This window comes from Sulfitobacter faviae, assembly GCF_029870955.1.
Lineage (GTDB): Bacteria > Pseudomonadota > Alphaproteobacteria > Rhodobacterales > Rhodobacteraceae > Sulfitobacter > Sulfitobacter faviae.
Genome location: NZ_PGFQ01000001.1, coordinates 2,351,435 through 2,365,675 on the forward strand (window position 1 = coordinate 2,351,435; position 14,241 = coordinate 2,365,675).

Here is a 14,241-nt window from a genome sequence, read left to right on the forward strand (position 1 = left end):
TAAAAACCGCACTTCCCCTTTGCAGCGACCCGGCGTAAGGCTCGTTCCATGACCAAGACAATGACCAACCGCAATCACGTCCGGGCGATCCTGACACTCGGCCTGCCGCTGATCGGCGGGCATCTGGCACAGATGGCCATCGGCGTGACCGATACCGTCATGCTCGGCTGGTATTCGGTCGAAGCGCTGGCGGCGGTGGTCTTGGGCAGCACCTATTTCTTCGTGCTCTTCATCTTTGGGTCGGGCTTTGCCATGGCGGTGATGCCCTTGGTGGCCGCCTATGACGCCGAAGATGACGAGATTGGCCTGCGCCGCGCCACGCGCATGGGGCTGTGGCTCTCGGTGGGGTTCGCCATGATCGCGCTGCCCGCGATGATCTGGTCGCCCGCGGTGCTCGACCTTTTGGGGCAGGGGCCGAACCTTGCAGACCGGGCGGGCGATTACCTCAAAGTGGCGGGCTGGGGCATTCTTCCTGCGCTTTTGGTGATGGTGTTGAAATCCTACCTCGCCGCCTTGGAGCGCACGCAGGTGGTGCTGTGGATCACCCTGCTGGCCGCCGGGGTCAATGCGCTGGCGAATTACGCGCTGATCTTCGGCAACTGGGGCGCGCCGGAGCTTGGTGTGATGGGGGCGGCTGTGGCCTCGGTCACGACGCAATGCGTCTCGCTGATCGGGGTGGTGATCTATGTGCTGATTGCCCTGCCGCAGCACAGCCTGTTCGTGCGCCTCTGGCGGGTGGACGGGCAGATGTTGCTGCGGGTGTTCACGCTGGGCCTGCCGATTGGCCTGACCACGCTGAGCGAAGTCGGCCTTTTCGCGGCCTCCTCGCTGATGATGGGCTGGCTAGGGACGATCCCGCTGGCCGCACATGGCATCGCGATCCAACTCGCCTCGCTGACCTTCATGGTGCATCTGGGGCTGAGCAATGTCGCCACGATCCGCGCGGGCAATGCCTATGGCCGCCGCGACGTGCCGCATATGAAGCGCGGGGCGGTGATCGTGACCGTGCTGTCGCTGGTCTTTGCGCTGCTCACCATGGTCGGCTTTGTCGGCTGGCCCGAGCCGCTGATCTCGGTCTTCATGCAAGAGGATGAGCCCGCGCGGGCTGAAATCCTCGCCATCGGCACCGGGCTTCTGGTAATGGCGGCGCTGTTCCAACTGGTCGATGGGGCGCAGGTGGTGGCCCTTGGGCTGTTGCGCGGGGTGCAGGATACCAAAGTGCCGATGGTCATGGCCGCGGTCAGCTATTGGATCGTCGGCATGCCTTGTTCCTACCTGCTGGGCTTTGTGCTGGGCTTCGGGGCCATGGGCATCTGGGCCGGGCTGGTGGCGGGGCTGGCGGTGGCCGGGCTGCTGCTGAATGCGCGTTTCTGGGGCGTGATCGTCAAGCGGCTGGCGGTCTGAGCCTCAGCCCCGGTCCATCCGATCTGCCTTTTTGCGCACCAGCGTGCTGCGCAGGTCGTGCATCGCCAGCAGCAACTCATCCGTCACCGCCTCAAGCTCGGCGTCCGTGGCGCGGGACTGCGCCCATTGGGTGGTGAGGTTCAGATGCTCCACGGCGCGGCGGATGTCGTCGATCTCGCGCGCCGCAAGGGTCGCGCGGCGGGCCTTGGTCCAGCGGGCAATCTCGGCCTGATCGGCTTCGGTCAAACGGTGCTGCCCGTGGGGCTTCACCTCTCCGTTGCGGATGTTGACGACGGCGATCTGCTCCATCTCGATCCGGCGCTGGCGGTTCGCGGCATCCAGCCGAAACACCGCCGCACCATTCTCGCGGACCCTGAAGTAATAGTCGGGAAGATCGCCCGCCATGGTGTTGTCCCTTACGTCAGCCCGGCGCAGAAGCTCTGGATGCGGCTGCACGCCTCTTTCAGCGCCTCATCCGAGGTAGCGTAGCTGACCCGGAAATTCGGCGAAAGCCCGAAGGCCGCGCCAAAGACGACCGCAACGCCGGTTTCCTCAAGCAAAGCGGTGGCGAAAGCCTCGTCATCCGTGATCTTGGTGCCCGCCGCCGAGGTCTTGCCGATCAGCCCGGCGATGGAAGGGTAGACGTAAAACGCCCCCTCGGGCGTGGGGCAGGTGATGCCGGGGATGGCCGAGAGCATCTCAACCACCAGATTGCGGCGGCGCACGAAGGTCTCATTGTTTTCGGCGATGTAATCCTGCGTGCCGTCGAGCGCCTCCACCGCGGCCCATTGGCTGATGGTGCAGGGGTTCGAGGTGCTTTGGGACTGGATCTTGCGCATCGCGCCAATGAGCTTTTCGGGGCCGGCGGCATAGCCGATGCGCCAGCCGGTCATGGCATAGGCTTTCGACACCCCGTTGACCGTCAGCGTGCGGTCGTAGAGCGCGGGTTCCACCTGCGCGGGCGTGCAGAACTCGAAACCGTCATAGGCGAGGTGCTCATACATGTCGTCGGTCATCACCCAAACATGCGGGTGGCGCATCAGCACGTCGGTCAGCGCCTTCAGCTCGTCGCGGCTGTAGCCCGCCCCGGTGGGGTTCGAGGGGAGTTGAAGATGAACCACTTGGTCTGGGGTGTGATCGCCTCTTCCAGCGCCTCGGGGGTGAGCTTGAAATCATTCTCCAACGTCGCGGGGGCGATGACCGGCGTGCCGCCCGCCAAAAGCACCATGTCGGGGTAGCTGACCCAATAGGGCGCGGGGATCACGACCTCTTCGCCGGGGTTCATCGTGGCCATCAGCGCATTGTAGAGGATCTGCTTACCCCCGGTGCCGACGCTGACCTGCGCGGGCGTGTAATCCAGCCCATTGTCGCGTTTGAACTTGGCGCAGATCGCCTGTTTCAACTCGGGGATGCCGTCGACGGGGGTGTATTTCGTCTTGCCCGCATTGATCGCGGCCACGGCTGCGTCCTTGATGTTCTGCGGCGTGTCGAAATCCGGCTCGCCCGCGCCAAGCGCGATGATGTCGCGCCCTGCGGCCTTGAGTTCTGCCGCTTTGGTGGTGACGGCGATGGTGGGCGACGGTTTGACCCGATCAAGGGTCGCGGACAGCAGTTCCATTTCAGCCTCGGGTTGCTTATGAATATCTCCACGTTCATAGGGGGCGTCCCCGCACCCGGCAAGGGTGTCTGGCAGGAGAGGAAGCATGACCGACGAGATTGACTGGTACGGCCCCGAGGCCGCCACCTTTGGCGACCGGGTCGCGGCGGCCCGCGAACAGACCGGCATGACACAGGCGATGCTGGCCAAACGGCTGGGCGTGCGCCTGTCCACCCTGCGCGGTTGGGAAGACGACCTGTCAGAGCCGCGCGCCAACCGGCTGTCGATGCTGGCGGGGCTGCTCAATGTCTCGATGATGTGGCTGATCACGGGCGAGGGGGAGGGCGTCGATGCCCCCGAAGCGGGCGAGACCGCGCGCCGTGTCGACCTCGAAGAGGTGCTGGCCGATATGCGCGCCCTGCGCAGCGACCTGCTGAAAAAGGCCGAGACTGTCGGCAAATTGGAAAAGCGCATTCGGCGCCTCATGATGGAGCCCGCAGATGGCTGAAGCCCCCGAACACCGGATCAAACGCCTGCAAATGCGCTCTATGCGCCGGGGCATCAAGGAGATGGACCTGATCCTCTCGGCCTATGCCGAGGCGCGGTTGCCCCAGATGGATGACGCGGGCCTCACGCTCTACGACCAGATGCTGAACGAGAATGACCACGACCTCTATCTTTGGGTCAGCGGACAGGCCGAGGCACCCGCCAAATATGCGGCTTTGATCGCGGATATCCGTGGGCAATTGGCCGAGGCGCGAGGCTAATTCAGAAAACCCGAAAGGGTTTAACGAATTATTCTGATTTTTTAGCGAGTTTCCGGCTCAAACAAAGTGAACCGGAGATTTCGCATGAGCATTCAAGACCCCGCCACGCAGCCGATGGCCATAAAGGGTTTCATGGCAGGCTATCTTGAGTCCCTGTCCTTGGTCGAGCGGCTGCACCGCTTGCTGCTGGACGTGATCAAGGACGAATTCGAACGCGTCGGCGTGTTGGAGATCAACGCCGTGCAGGCGCTGCTTTTGTTCAACATCGGCGATAATGAGGTCACCGCGGGGGAGCTTAAAAGCCGCGGCTACTATCAGGGCAGCAACGTCAGCTACAATCTCAAGAAACTGGTCGAAATGGGCTATATGCACCACCAGCGCTGCGAGATTGACCGCCGTTCCGTGCGCGTGCGCCTGACCGAAAAGGGGCGCTATATCCGCGATGTGGTAGCCGATCTATTCTCGCGCCATGCGGATGGGATGGAAAGCAAGGGTGTCTTGGGGGATGCGGGGATCGAGGATATTACCCGCTCGCTCAAACGGATGGAGCGGTATTGGACGGATCAGATCCGCTATATCTACTGATCCCGGGCAGGGGGAAGGTGGGCATAGGCCCGCCCGTCCAATTCGCGCAGGAGCTTTCGCGTCATGGCGCGGGCGTAGTCTTCGAACCCCTCTGCCGTCTCAACGAATGCTCCGGGGCCGAGGATGACCTCGGCCCGGTAGTATGACGCCAGCGCGCCGACCTCGGCCTGTCCGCCATCGTCAAGGCCCGCGTCTTTCGCGCCGATCACCAAGCCGTTGATGGTCAGCTCCTGCGGCCCAAGGGGCGGGTTTTGCAGGCTGTTGCGTATATCCCGGGGCCGCGGTCCGAAGTTCGAGAGGCCATCGCCTGAAACATCCAGCGTGTGTTTCCGGCAGTCCGACCGTGCTGCCAACTGCTGCGCGCCGAATTGCATCGCATCGCCCAAGGCCGTACCGGGAGAGGCCGCGCGCCGCTCGGTGCTGCGCAAAAGGGTGATGGCATTGTCAAGCGCGGCGGCATCGCGCAATGGCGTCCAAGGCAGGACCACCCGCTGATCGCCGGACCCGCTCCACTCATAGACCATCAGATCGACGTGATGCCCGGGCCGCGCCAGCAGGGCATCCCGCAGCCGCGGATCGTCCAACGCCTCGGCCAAACCGCCCAACTGCAACCGATACTCCCGCGCATCGATAGACCCAGAAACGTCCAGCCCCAAGGCCAGTGCCTGCCGACAGGCGGCCTCGGCCCATTGCGAGCCTGATAGGGTGAGAGAAAGGGCAAGGGCGGCGCGGATCATCTCTCTGCCTTCGGCAGGGCATCAGAAAAGCGCGGCTCAAGCGCGGGAGGCATAAAAGCCCCCGCGCTACACTCATCAGCGCCGGGGCGGCGCGGGCGGCACCCCTTACCAATGGCCGGTGTTTTCCATGCTAGCCCATGGCTCCTGCGCGGGCAGGGCGTCACCCTCTTGCAGCAGTTCGACGGAAATATTGTCGGGCGAGCGGACAAAGGCCATGCGTCCATCGCGCGGCGGGCGGTTGATGGTCACACCGTTGTCTTGCAGGTGCTGGCAGGTCTCATAAATATTCTCGACCGTATAGGCGAGGTGGCCGAAATGGCGGCTGTCGCTGGGCAGTGCGTCGTCGCCGTCCCAATTGTAGGTCAGTTCGACATCGGCATGACCGTCGTCCATGCCCGGGGGGCAGAGGAAAACCAGCGTGAAACGGCCCCCTTCGTTGTCGATCCGGCGCCGCTCGACCAGCCCCAGAAGCTTGTAAAATGCGATGGAGGCGTCGAGATCTTTCACGCGCACCATGGTGTGCAGGTATTTGATGGGCATCGGTTTTCCTTTGGTTGGCTGGCCCGAACGGGGCGGCGCCCCTTCCAAGCTTGAATGTCGTTCAAAGCGGGCGGGGCAAATTAACCCTTCGCGCTTCGCGGTGGAGTTTAGGTGCGAAACCGGCGGTGTCAAAGTGGGCGCGCGATGTCAGTTGATTGCGCAATGATTGGCTGTAGGCTAAAGGCCCGGAAGGCAACGCAAAGGCAAATGCCAAGATTAACGAGGGTCGCCGCATGAAACAGTACCATGATGCGCTGCGCGAAGTGCTGGAGCAGGGGGTGACCTCGACCGACCGCACGGGAACGGGGACGATCTCTCATTTCGGAATGCAACAGCGTTACCGGATGGCCGATGGCTTTCCGCTGGTCACCACGAAAAAGCTGCATCTGAAATCCATCGTGCATGAGCTTTTGTGGTTCCTCGCCGGGGATACGAACATTGCCTATCTCAAGGAAAACGGTGTTCGCATCTGGGACGAATGGGCCGATGAGAACGGCGATCTCGGCCCGGTTTACGGCCACCAGTGGCGGCGTTTTCCGATGGTGGGGGAACCGATGCCCCAGCCCGATGGCACAGTGCTGCATCAGGCCGGGCAGGTCGACCAGATCGCCAAACTGGTCGAGGCGATCCGCAAGACCCCCGACAGCCGCCGCCTGATCGTTTCGGCGTGGAATCCGGGCGAGGTGGACCAGATGGCGCTGCCGCCCTGCCATACGCTTTGGCAGGTGCGCATCGCCGGTGGCAAGCTGCATTTGCAGCTTTACCAGCGCTCGGCGGATATGTTCCTTGGCGTGCCGTTCAACATCGCCTCCTATGCGCTGCTCTTGGAAATGCTGGCCCATGTGACCGGCTACATCCCCGGTGATTTCGTCCATTCCATGGGCGACGCGCATATCTATTCCAACCATCTGGAGCAGGTGAAAACCCAGCTTGCGCGCACGCCCAAGCCGCTGCCAAAACTGCGGATCAACCGCGAGGTCAGTTCGATCTTTGATTTCCGCTATGAGGATTTCACCTTTGAGGGCTATGATCCCGACCCCGCGATCAAAGCACCGGTGGCCGTCTGATGCTGAGCCTGATTGTCGCCCGCGCCCGCAACGGTGCCATTGGCAAGGACGGGGATATCCCTTGGTCGCTGCCCGAAGACTTGAAGTTTTTTCAGCGTGAAACCACCGGCGGGGCCATCATCATGGGGCGCCGAACGTGGGAGAGCCTGCCCTTCAAGCCACTGAAAAACCGGCTGAATTGCGTCGTCTCCAGCAGCGAGGTCGAGGGCGTAAATGTGGCGCGCGACCCGGAAGCCGCTTTAGGCTATTGCGCGGCAGAGGGCTATCGCCGGGTCTACGGCATCGGCGGCGAAGGCATCTACCGTGCGCTTTTGCCCCTCGCGGACCGGCTTTTGGTGACCGAAGTGGATGTGGAAATCGACGGCGCCGATGCGTTTTTTCCCGAATTCGACCCAGACGAATGGATCGAATTGGGCAACCTTTGCCTGCGCACATCCGGTCCGCGTGCCATCGCGCGGGAGTGGCTGCGCCGCTACTGACCGGCCATTGACATAGGCCGCGCGGCCGGCATCACTGCGGGCCATGTTTGATCTATCCGCACCACCCGAAGGGTTTGTCGAGAACCCGTTCCCCCACTACGACCGCCTGCTGCGCGAGGCCCCGGTGCTGCGCCAGCCTGATGGCTCGGTCCTGATCTGCCGCCATGCGGACCTGAACGCGATATACCGCGACACCACGCTTTATATCTCGGACAAGAAACTGGCCTTTGCGCCGAAATTCGGCCCCGGCAGCCCCTTGTTCGAACATCATACCACCAGCCTCGTTTTTAATGACCCGCCCCTGCATACCCGCGTGCGGCGGATCATGACCTCGGCCCTTACGCCCAAGGCGCTCGCGCGGATGGAGCCGGGGTTGATCGATACGGTCGACCGGCTGGTTGAGGGGTTGGGCCCCACGCCGGACCTGATCGAGGACTATGCCAGTTGCATCCCGGTGCAGATCATCGGCAACCTGCTGGACGTGCCGATGGAAGAGCGCGGCCCGCTTCGCGATTGGTCGCTGGCGATCCTCGGCGCGCTGGAGCCGACCTTGAGCGAGGCGGAGCTTGAGGCAGGCCATGCGGCGGTGCGCGAGTTCAAAGCCTATCTGCAGGACCTCATCGCGCGGCGCCGGGCCGCGCCGGGGGACCCTGAAACCGATGTGCTGACCCGGTTGATCGCGGGGGATGACGGGGGGCAGCTGACCGAGATCGAGTTGATCCAGAACTGTATTTTCATCCTGAACGCGGGCCATGAGACGACGACCAATCTGATCGGCAGCGCCCTTGCGCTGCTGCATGACCATCCCGACCAAAAGGCCCGGCTGCTGGCCGAGCCTGCCCTGATCGAGCCTTGTATCGAAGAGGTGCTGCGCTTCCGCTCGCCCAACCAATTCGGCAACCGGGAGACCGCGGCCCCGGTCACCATCGGCGGGGTCGAGATCGCCGCGGGCAGCAACCTGCACCTCTGTATCGGGGCTGCGAATCGCGACCCGGAAGTCTTTGATCAGCCGACAAAATTCGATATCGGGCGCAAGCCCAATCGGCATCTGGCCTTTGCCGGTGGCCCGCATGTCTGCGTTGGGCTGACCTTGGCTCGGATGGAGGGGAAGATCGCGCTTCAACGCTTTCTGAACCGCTACCCGGATTATGAAATCAGCACGACCCGCCAAGGCGGCAGGCGCATCCGCTTTCACGGCTATGCGACGCTTCCGGCGCGGCTGACTAAAACGGGCTTAACATAAAAGGCTGGACTAAAGGAAAGCGTCCCGGCAATCTTCGATAATATTATACATAATTACGAGGGTTATCATGCGTGTAACGACAGCTATTGCAGTGGCGGCAGGGCTGCTTTCAGCCGGGCTGGCCGGTCAGGTCTCGGCAGAGCCCAAGGTCTATGCCTATCCCAGTGCCGCAAATTATTGCCCGGCAGGGCTGCAACCGGTGACCCTTGGCGGGGCGATCTGTTGTGGCACGCCGAACCAGACCATGACCTATGCTGAGGCCAAGGCGCACCCCGTGCAGCGCCGTCACCGCGTGGTCACACCGCGCCGTTCAGCCCGCGTGCCTTGCCCGGTTGGGACCAAGGGCTGTTCGTATAACTGATCTTTCAAGCAACGCCCGGCGCGGGACGCCGGGTGTTTTCTTGCAATATCGTGGCTAGAGCAGCGCGAGGTCGGTGGCCATCTGCCGTCCGTCGCGGCCTTCGGTCAATTCATAGCTGACCTTTTGATCGTCCGCCAAGCCGGTCAGGCCAGACCGTTCGACCGCCGAAATATGAACAAATACATCGTTACCGCCGCTTTCGGGGCGATGAACCCGTAGCCTTTGGTGGTGTTAAACCATTTCACGGTGCCAGTTGGCATAATCTCCGCGCCTCCTTTGTCTTTGCGTCTCTGCGTTCAGCAGAATGGCGAAAGCGATTGAATTGCGACCCGCCATAATAGAAAGATCGCGCGGACTGGAAAAAAATCAAGCGAACAGCTGCGAGATCCGCAAATGGGCGCGGGATCGCGGGGCTGAGGGAGACGGATGTGCTAATTTATGGGCTGAAAAATTGCGACAGCTGTCGCAAGGCGAAAAAGGCGCTGCCAGAGGCGCAATTGGTCGATGTGCGGGAGGAGGGCGTCCCCACAGCGGTCTTGGAAAAGGCCCACGCGCAGTTTGGTGCGGCCTTGCTCAACACCCGCTCAACCACCTGGCGCGGGCTGGATGACGCGGCCCGGAAGGAGGAGCCGCTGGCCCTGATCCAAGCCTATCCGGCCCTGATGAAGCGGCCCCTGATTGCGGTGGGTGATCGGCTATTTCTAGGGTGGAGCAAAGAGATAGAAGCCGACGTTCAAGCGATGCTTTAACCGCGGCCTGCTATCAGCCGGTCCAGTGACAGGGGGCCGGCCCCTTTGATGACCAGCACCAAAAGCAAGAAGACCCAGAGCGCCCGCTGGTCGAGGATATGGGCGTCGGGGAAACGGTCGAACCACGCGCCGAGGGCGCTGCCGTGGCCGTAGAGATCGGTCAGCGATTGCACCACGACAAAGCCCACCATCGCCAGCGCGGCCAGTCGAGTCAGCAGGCCGATGACGATGAGCAGGGGCAGGATGAACTCCGCCACTGTTCCGGCGACGACGACAAGCCAATGAAACAGCCCAAGCGCGTCGGTGTCATAGCCGACCGCCTCAAAAACGCGGGGGAAGATCTGGGCGTAGGCCCCGGTGGAGGGGGTAAAGAGGCCCAAAGGGCCGGGGCCGAGTTTGGTTAGACCGGCGTTCAGGAAGTAGACCAGCAAGACCGCGGCAAAGAGGAAACGCGCGAGGGTCGGAAGCAGCCAGTCGGCCCGCGCTAGTCGGTCGGCGGTGGTGCGGTAAAGGGGCAGAAATCGGGTCATTTGCTTTCCTCCACGGAAATCGCGCTGAAGACGCCGTGGCTCAGGGCAAAGCCTAGGGCGGCGGCGAGGTCGAACTCAGGTGCGGCACCGACTGTGGCATCAAGGGCCGCCCCGAAGGTTCGCCCCTCGGAGAGGTGACCGAACCATTGCGCCGCGCCGGGCGGCGCTAGATGCGGGGCGGGATCATAGGCGGGGCGGGTGATCACCACGTCCTGCGCCACGTTGCGCGGCTTGGGCGCGTTATCGGTGAAATTATAGCGCCAGATGTCGAAAAGCGGCCAATCTGACCGCAGAACGCGGGTCGCGGGGGCGAGAGTCAGCTTCGCCCCATCAGCGCATCGGGAGGGAGCGCCTCGAAGGTCTGCGGCTCCAGCGGTGCCGCGTCGGCGGCGTGGTAGGAGGACCGCAGCGCGAGGTCGAGCCTTGCGGCATCGGCGAGATAGCCGATTTTTGCCAGCGGTGCGAAACCTGCGATGAACCCCGGGAAATCCGCGCCATAATGCATCATCATTGGCGATTTTGGTGGATGCGCCCGGACATAGAGCGGCGCGAGGTCGGCAAAATTGCGGGCACCGATCAGCTTGCGCACCAGCGGAAAGGCCACTTCGAGGGCCGCGATCAGGGAATGGGTGACATTGTTGCGATAGACGCCATAGCGCGCGCCCGCCGGTTGCCCCTTGCCATCGCGCAGCCCCTCGGGCGCGGGGCGTGCGGGATCGAGCAGCGCCGCGCGAAAACTGTGCTGGTCGGTCACGCCAGAACCTCGGCAGCGCGATTGGCTTCGGCCCGGAGGACGGGCCAGTCGGGCACGTCATTGTCCCACTCGACCAGTACCGGCTTTGGCCCGGTTTGGGCCAGCGTGTAGCTGAGCAAGTCCCAGACCGGATCGACGACCTCTTTGCCATGGCTGTCGATCAACAGCGGCGCGCCGTGATCGTCGGTGTCGTCGTCATGGCCGCCCACATGGATCTCCCCTACATGGTCTGTCGGGAAGGCGTCGATGTAGCCCTGCGGCGATAGCCCGAGGTTGGTGGCTGAAACGAAGACATTGTTGACATCCAGCAAGAGCCCGCAGGAGGTTCGCGCGATGACCTCGGCTAAAAAGTCAGTTTCGGACAAGTCGGATTCTTCGAATGCGAGGTAGCTGGAGGGGTTTTCGAGCAGCATTTGCCGCCCCAATACGTCTTGCACTTGATTGATATGCGCGGCGACGCGGGTCAGCGTTTCCTCGGTATAGGGCAGGGGGAGGAGGTCGTTGAGATATTCCATCCCATGGGTCGACCAAGCCAGATGTTCGGAGAAGGACGCGGGCTGGGTTCGGTCACAGAGGGTCTTGAGCCGCGCGAGGTGGTCTGTGTCGAGGGGGCCTTCGCCGCCGATCGACAGGCCGACGCCATGAACCGACAGTGCGAAACGTTCCTGCAAGGCGCGCAGCTGCGCATGGGGGCGGCCACCGTCGCCCATGTAGTTTTCGGCATGCACTTCGATCCAGCGGACCGGGCCGGGATCGGCCATCAAGCCATCGAAATGTCGGGATTTATATCCGACCCCGGGGCATTGGGCAGCGTGGTGAGAGGGGGGTATCGTCGCGCATATCGGCCTCCGGCATGGGGCGGGGCAGGGTCCGGGCGGGTGCCGCCCGGACCGCTTTGATTAAGCGGGCAGGTCGCGGTCAAGCGGCTCAAGAGAGCCGGTCCGCTCGGTCCCATCGGCCATGGCGGGGAGGTCGATCTCGGCGCAGGTGCCTTCGTCGACGAGGGTCCATGCGTTGCCTTGGTAATCGGTCACGGAGGTGCCGGCGCAGGTCGTGCCGGGGCCCGCGGCGCAGTCATTCTCACCGGCCAGCGACACGCCGTAGCATTTCTCTTGCGAAGCGGCGGAGGCGGTGGTGGCGTGGCTGCCGAGTGCGGCGGCGACGGCCCCTGCGATGGCGGCGGTCTTGAGTGTGTTGGACATTGTCATTTTCCTTCCTGGTGGTGTTGACAGGCTTACTAGAGCAGCCCGTTCGCTCACAAGCCAGTCACGAGCGAGTGTGTCACAGTCCCGTCAGAATTCACGCGGAAAAACGGCGAAAGTTGTAACGATCCCGCGCAGGAAGGGAGGGATTGTTACAAAAACACTCCGGCAGGTAGGGGGCATATTGCCCGCAAACCCGCCGGAGCGCATGTTTGTTACAGCGCGTTAGCGCAGGTCAGGCGGGGTCGCGTCCTGTGCCAGTTCGGCGGTGAGTGCGTCGAGCGGCTGTACGGATGTCTGCTTTTGCCCCAGACGCCGGACTGAGACCGTGCGCTCTTCGACTTCGCGCGCGCCCACGGCGAGGATCACCGGCACCTTGCCCAGCGAATGCTCGCGGACCTTGTAGTTGATCTTCTCGTTGCGCATGTCCGCCTCGGCCCGGACGCCCGCAGCCTTCAGCGTTTCCACGACCTCGGCCACATAGTCATCGGCCTCGGAGGTGATGGAGGCCACAACGACCTGCCGCGGCGCGATCCAGAAGGGCAGCTTGCCCGCGTGTTCCTCGATCAGGATACCGATGAACCGCTCGAAGCTGCCCAGGGTGGCGCGGTGCAGCATCACGGGGCGGTGCTTGTTCCCGTCCTGCCCGATGAAGCTCGCCTCCAGCCGCTCGGGCAGGTTCGCGTCGACCTGCAGAGTGCCGCATTGCCAGTTGCGCCCGATGGCGTCGGTCAGGGTGAACTCAAGCTTCGGCCCGTAGAAGGCGCCTTCGCCCTCAAGCACCTCGAAGTCATAGCCCGCGGCCTTGCAGGCATCGCCGAGCGCCTGTTCCATGTGGTCCCAGGTCTCATCCGAGCCGATCCGCTTTTCGGGGCGGGTGGAGAGTTTGATGGTCCAGTTCTCGAAGCCGAGATCGGCATAGACCTTGGACAGGAAGGCGATGAACTTCGCGGTTTCCGAGGTGATCTGATCCTCGGCGCAGAAGATATGGCCGTCGTCTTGGGTAAAACCGCGCACCCGCATGATGCCGTGCAGCGCGCCCGAAGGCTCGTAGCGCGCGCAGGAGCCGAACTCGGCCATGCGTAGCGGCAGGTCGCGGTAGGATTTCAGACCCTGATTGAACACCTGCACATGGCAGGGGCAGTTCATCGGCTTGAGCGCATTCACCGCCTTTTCGCGGGCATGGTCCTCGTCAACTTCGACGATGAACATGTTTTCTTGGTACTTGTCCCAGTGGCCGGACTTTTCCCAAAGCTTGCGGTCCACGACCTGCGGGGTGTTCACCTCGACATAGCCGTCGCGGTCCTGCATGCGGCGCATGTAGTCCTGCAAGGTGGTGTAGATGCGCCAGCCGTTAGGGTGCCAGAAGACCTGACCGGGCGCCTCTTCCTGCATGTGGAACAGACCCATTTCCTTGCCCAGCTTGCGGTGGTCGCGCTTGGCGGCCTCCTCCAGCATGTTGAGATGGGCGCGCAGCTTTTCCTTGCCGGTGAAGGCCACGCCGTAGATGCGCTGCAACATGGCGCGACTGCTGTCGCCGCGCCAATAAGCACCGGCGATGGACATCAGCTTGAAGGCATCGCCCGGCACTTGGCCAGTGTGTTGCAGGTGCGGACCACGGCAGAGGTCCTGCCAATCGCCGTGCCAATACATCCGCAAAGGCTCGTCGCCGGGGATCGCCTCGATCAGCTCGACCTTGTAGGGCTCGTTCAGGTCTTCGTAATGTTTGATCGCGCGGGCGCGGTCCCAGACCTCGGTGCGGACGGGGTCGCGCTTGTTGATGATCTCCTTCATCTTTTTCTCGATGAGGCCGAGATCCTCGGGGGTGAAGGGCTCTGCGCGGTCAAAGTCGTAATACCAGCCATCCTTGATGACGGGGCCAATGGTGACCTTGGTGTCGGGCCAGAGCTCCTGCACGGCGCGGGCCATGATGTGCGCAAGGTCGTGGCGCACCAGCTCGTTGGCCTGTTCTTCGTCGGCCATGGTGTGGATGGCGATGCTGGCGTCGGCTTCGATCGGCCATGCCAGATCGTAATGCGCGCCGTTCACAGTGGCGCTGATGGCCTTTTTGCCGAGCGATTTAGAGATATCGGCAGCCACTTCACCAGCGGTGATCCCGGCGTCGTACTGCCGGCTGTTGCCATCGGGAAGGGTGAGGGAGATTTGGGCCATCTTGGGCGCTCCTCGTCGGTTTGGCGCCTACGAGACGCCCGGTTGCGGGTTATG

18 protein-coding genes and 2 pseudogenes are annotated in these 14,241 nt (G+C 63.0%); 9 read left to right on the forward strand and 11 right to left on the reverse strand.

Features of this window, described 5'->3' with window-relative positions:
- The first annotated feature begins 48 nt into the window (after positions 1 to 48).
- Complete coding sequence (locus CUR85_RS12145) at positions 49 to 1,404, forward strand: MATE family efflux transporter (protein WP_136720485.1); 1,356 nt, start codon at positions 49 to 51, stop codon at positions 1,402 to 1,404.
- Positions 1,405 to 1,407: 3 nt separating this feature from the next.
- Here CUR85_RS12145 and CUR85_RS12150 read toward each other — a convergent pair whose 3' ends face one another.
- Positions 1,408 to 1,809, reverse strand: a complete 402-nt coding sequence (locus CUR85_RS12150; protein WP_067262135.1) for a hypothetical protein — start codon at positions 1,807 to 1,809, stop codon at positions 1,408 to 1,410.
- Between the two features lie 11 nt (positions 1,810 to 1,820).
- Positions 1,821 to 3,190, reverse strand: a pseudogene (locus tag CUR85_RS12155) (pyridoxal phosphate-dependent aminotransferase).
- Between CUR85_RS12155 and CUR85_RS12160 the strand changes: the two are divergent.
- The 3 genes from CUR85_RS12160 to CUR85_RS12170 all read left to right on the forward strand — a co-directional run bounded on the left by CUR85_RS12160 (position 3,108) and on the right by CUR85_RS12170 (position 4,353).
- The gene (locus CUR85_RS12160; RefSeq protein ID WP_067262132.1) at positions 3,108 to 3,509 is read left to right on the forward strand and encodes a helix-turn-helix domain-containing protein; all 402 of its coding nucleotides are present in this window, start codon (positions 3,108 to 3,110) and stop codon (positions 3,507 to 3,509) included. The pseudogene CUR85_RS12155 and the gene CUR85_RS12160 sit on opposite strands and share 83 nt — an antisense overlap.
- On the forward strand, positions 3,502 to 3,768 hold the full coding sequence (locus CUR85_RS12165) for a succinate dehydrogenase assembly factor 2 (RefSeq protein ID WP_067262130.1): 267 nt from the start codon (positions 3,502 to 3,504) through the stop codon (positions 3,766 to 3,768). The genes CUR85_RS12160 and CUR85_RS12165 overlap by 8 nt, the downstream gene beginning before the upstream one ends.
- Before the next feature lie 84 nt (positions 3,769 to 3,852).
- The gene (locus CUR85_RS12170; RefSeq protein ID WP_067262129.1) at positions 3,853 to 4,353 is read left to right on the forward strand and encodes a MarR family winged helix-turn-helix transcriptional regulator; all 501 of its coding nucleotides are present in this window, start codon (positions 3,853 to 3,855) and stop codon (positions 4,351 to 4,353) included.
- On the opposite strand, the gene CUR85_RS12175 is transcribed toward CUR85_RS12170, so the two are convergent.
- Both CUR85_RS12175 and CUR85_RS12180 read right to left on the reverse strand, forming a co-directional pair.
- Positions 4,347 to 5,090, reverse strand: a complete 744-nt coding sequence (locus tag CUR85_RS12175) for a DUF1194 domain-containing protein (RefSeq protein ID WP_067262127.1) — start codon at positions 5,088 to 5,090, stop codon at positions 4,347 to 4,349. The two genes, CUR85_RS12170 and CUR85_RS12175, sit on opposite strands and share 7 nt — an antisense overlap.
- Before the next feature lie 105 nt (positions 5,091 to 5,195).
- On the reverse strand, positions 5,196 to 5,630 hold the full coding sequence (locus tag CUR85_RS12180) for a VOC family protein (protein ID WP_067262125.1): 435 nt from the start codon (positions 5,628 to 5,630) through the stop codon (positions 5,196 to 5,198).
- A 233-nt stretch (positions 5,631 to 5,863) separates the two neighbouring features.
- Here CUR85_RS12180 and CUR85_RS12185 point away from each other — a divergent pair, with 233 nt between their 5' ends.
- From CUR85_RS12185 to CUR85_RS12200, 4 genes are all read left to right on the forward strand, one after another.
- Positions 5,864 to 6,697: a thymidylate synthase gene (locus CUR85_RS12185; RefSeq protein WP_067262123.1), complete on the forward strand. Its 834-nt coding sequence runs from the start codon at positions 5,864 to 5,866 to the stop codon at positions 6,695 to 6,697.
- On the forward strand, positions 6,697 to 7,176 hold the full coding sequence (locus CUR85_RS12190) for a dihydrofolate reductase (protein WP_067262121.1): 480 nt from the start codon (positions 6,697 to 6,699) through the stop codon (positions 7,174 to 7,176). Before CUR85_RS12185 ends, CUR85_RS12190 begins: the two co-directional genes overlap by 1 nt.
- A 43-nt stretch (positions 7,177 to 7,219) precedes the next feature.
- Positions 7,220 to 8,419 carry a cytochrome P450 gene (locus CUR85_RS12195; RefSeq protein ID WP_067262119.1) on the forward strand — a complete coding sequence of 400 codons (1,200 nt, stop codon included), beginning with the start codon at positions 7,220 to 7,222 and terminating at the stop codon, positions 8,417 to 8,419.
- Positions 8,420 to 8,486: 67 nt separating this feature from the next.
- Positions 8,487 to 8,780 carry a hypothetical protein gene (locus tag CUR85_RS12200; RefSeq protein ID WP_067262113.1) on the forward strand — a complete coding sequence of 98 codons (294 nt, stop codon included), beginning with the start codon at positions 8,487 to 8,489 and terminating at the stop codon, positions 8,778 to 8,780.
- A 54-nt stretch (positions 8,781 to 8,834) separates the two neighbouring features.
- Here the strand turns inward: CUR85_RS12200 and CUR85_RS12205 are convergent.
- Positions 8,835 to 9,040, reverse strand: a pseudogene (locus tag CUR85_RS12205) (cold-shock protein).
- Between the two features lie 168 nt (positions 9,041 to 9,208).
- On the opposite strand from CUR85_RS12205, the gene CUR85_RS12210 reads away from it, so the two are divergent.
- Positions 9,209 to 9,529, forward strand: a complete 321-nt coding sequence (locus CUR85_RS12210) for an ArsC/Spx/MgsR family protein (RefSeq protein WP_067262108.1) — start codon at positions 9,209 to 9,211, stop codon at positions 9,527 to 9,529.
- On the opposite strand, the gene CUR85_RS12215 is transcribed toward CUR85_RS12210, so the two are convergent.
- From CUR85_RS12215 to thrS, 6 genes are all read right to left on the reverse strand, one after another.
- The gene (locus CUR85_RS12215; protein WP_067262107.1) at positions 9,526 to 10,059 is read right to left on the reverse strand and encodes a DoxX family protein; all 534 of its coding nucleotides are present in this window, start codon (positions 10,057 to 10,059) and stop codon (positions 9,526 to 9,528) included. The two genes, CUR85_RS12210 and CUR85_RS12215, sit on opposite strands and share 4 nt — an antisense overlap.
- A complete protein-coding gene (locus tag CUR85_RS12220; RefSeq protein ID WP_280322660.1) occupies positions 10,056 to 10,280 on the reverse strand; it encodes a hypothetical protein in 225 nt (74 codons plus the stop codon). The genes CUR85_RS12215 and CUR85_RS12220 overlap by 4 nt, the downstream gene beginning before the upstream one ends.
- A 95-nt stretch (positions 10,281 to 10,375) precedes the next feature.
- On the reverse strand, positions 10,376 to 10,813 hold the full coding sequence (locus tag CUR85_RS12225) for an HvfC/BufC N-terminal domain-containing protein (protein ID WP_280322661.1): 438 nt from the start codon (positions 10,811 to 10,813) through the stop codon (positions 10,376 to 10,378).
- Entirely contained in the window at positions 10,810 to 11,574 is a 765-nt protein-coding gene (gene bufB / locus CUR85_RS12230; protein WP_425520134.1) for an MNIO family bufferin maturase, read from the reverse strand. The genes CUR85_RS12225 and bufB overlap by 4 nt, the downstream gene beginning before the upstream one ends.
- 138 nt (positions 11,575 to 11,712) lie before the next feature.
- On the reverse strand, positions 11,713 to 12,015 hold the full coding sequence (locus tag CUR85_RS12235; RefSeq protein WP_067260973.1) for a BufA1 family periplasmic bufferin-type metallophore: 303 nt from the start codon (positions 12,013 to 12,015) through the stop codon (positions 11,713 to 11,715).
- A gap of 225 nt (positions 12,016 to 12,240) precedes the next feature.
- On the reverse strand, positions 12,241 to 14,187 hold the full coding sequence (gene thrS, locus CUR85_RS12240; protein WP_067260975.1) for a threonine--tRNA ligase: 1,947 nt from the start codon (positions 14,185 to 14,187) through the stop codon (positions 12,241 to 12,243).
- Positions 14,188 to 14,241 lie beyond the last annotated feature (54 nt).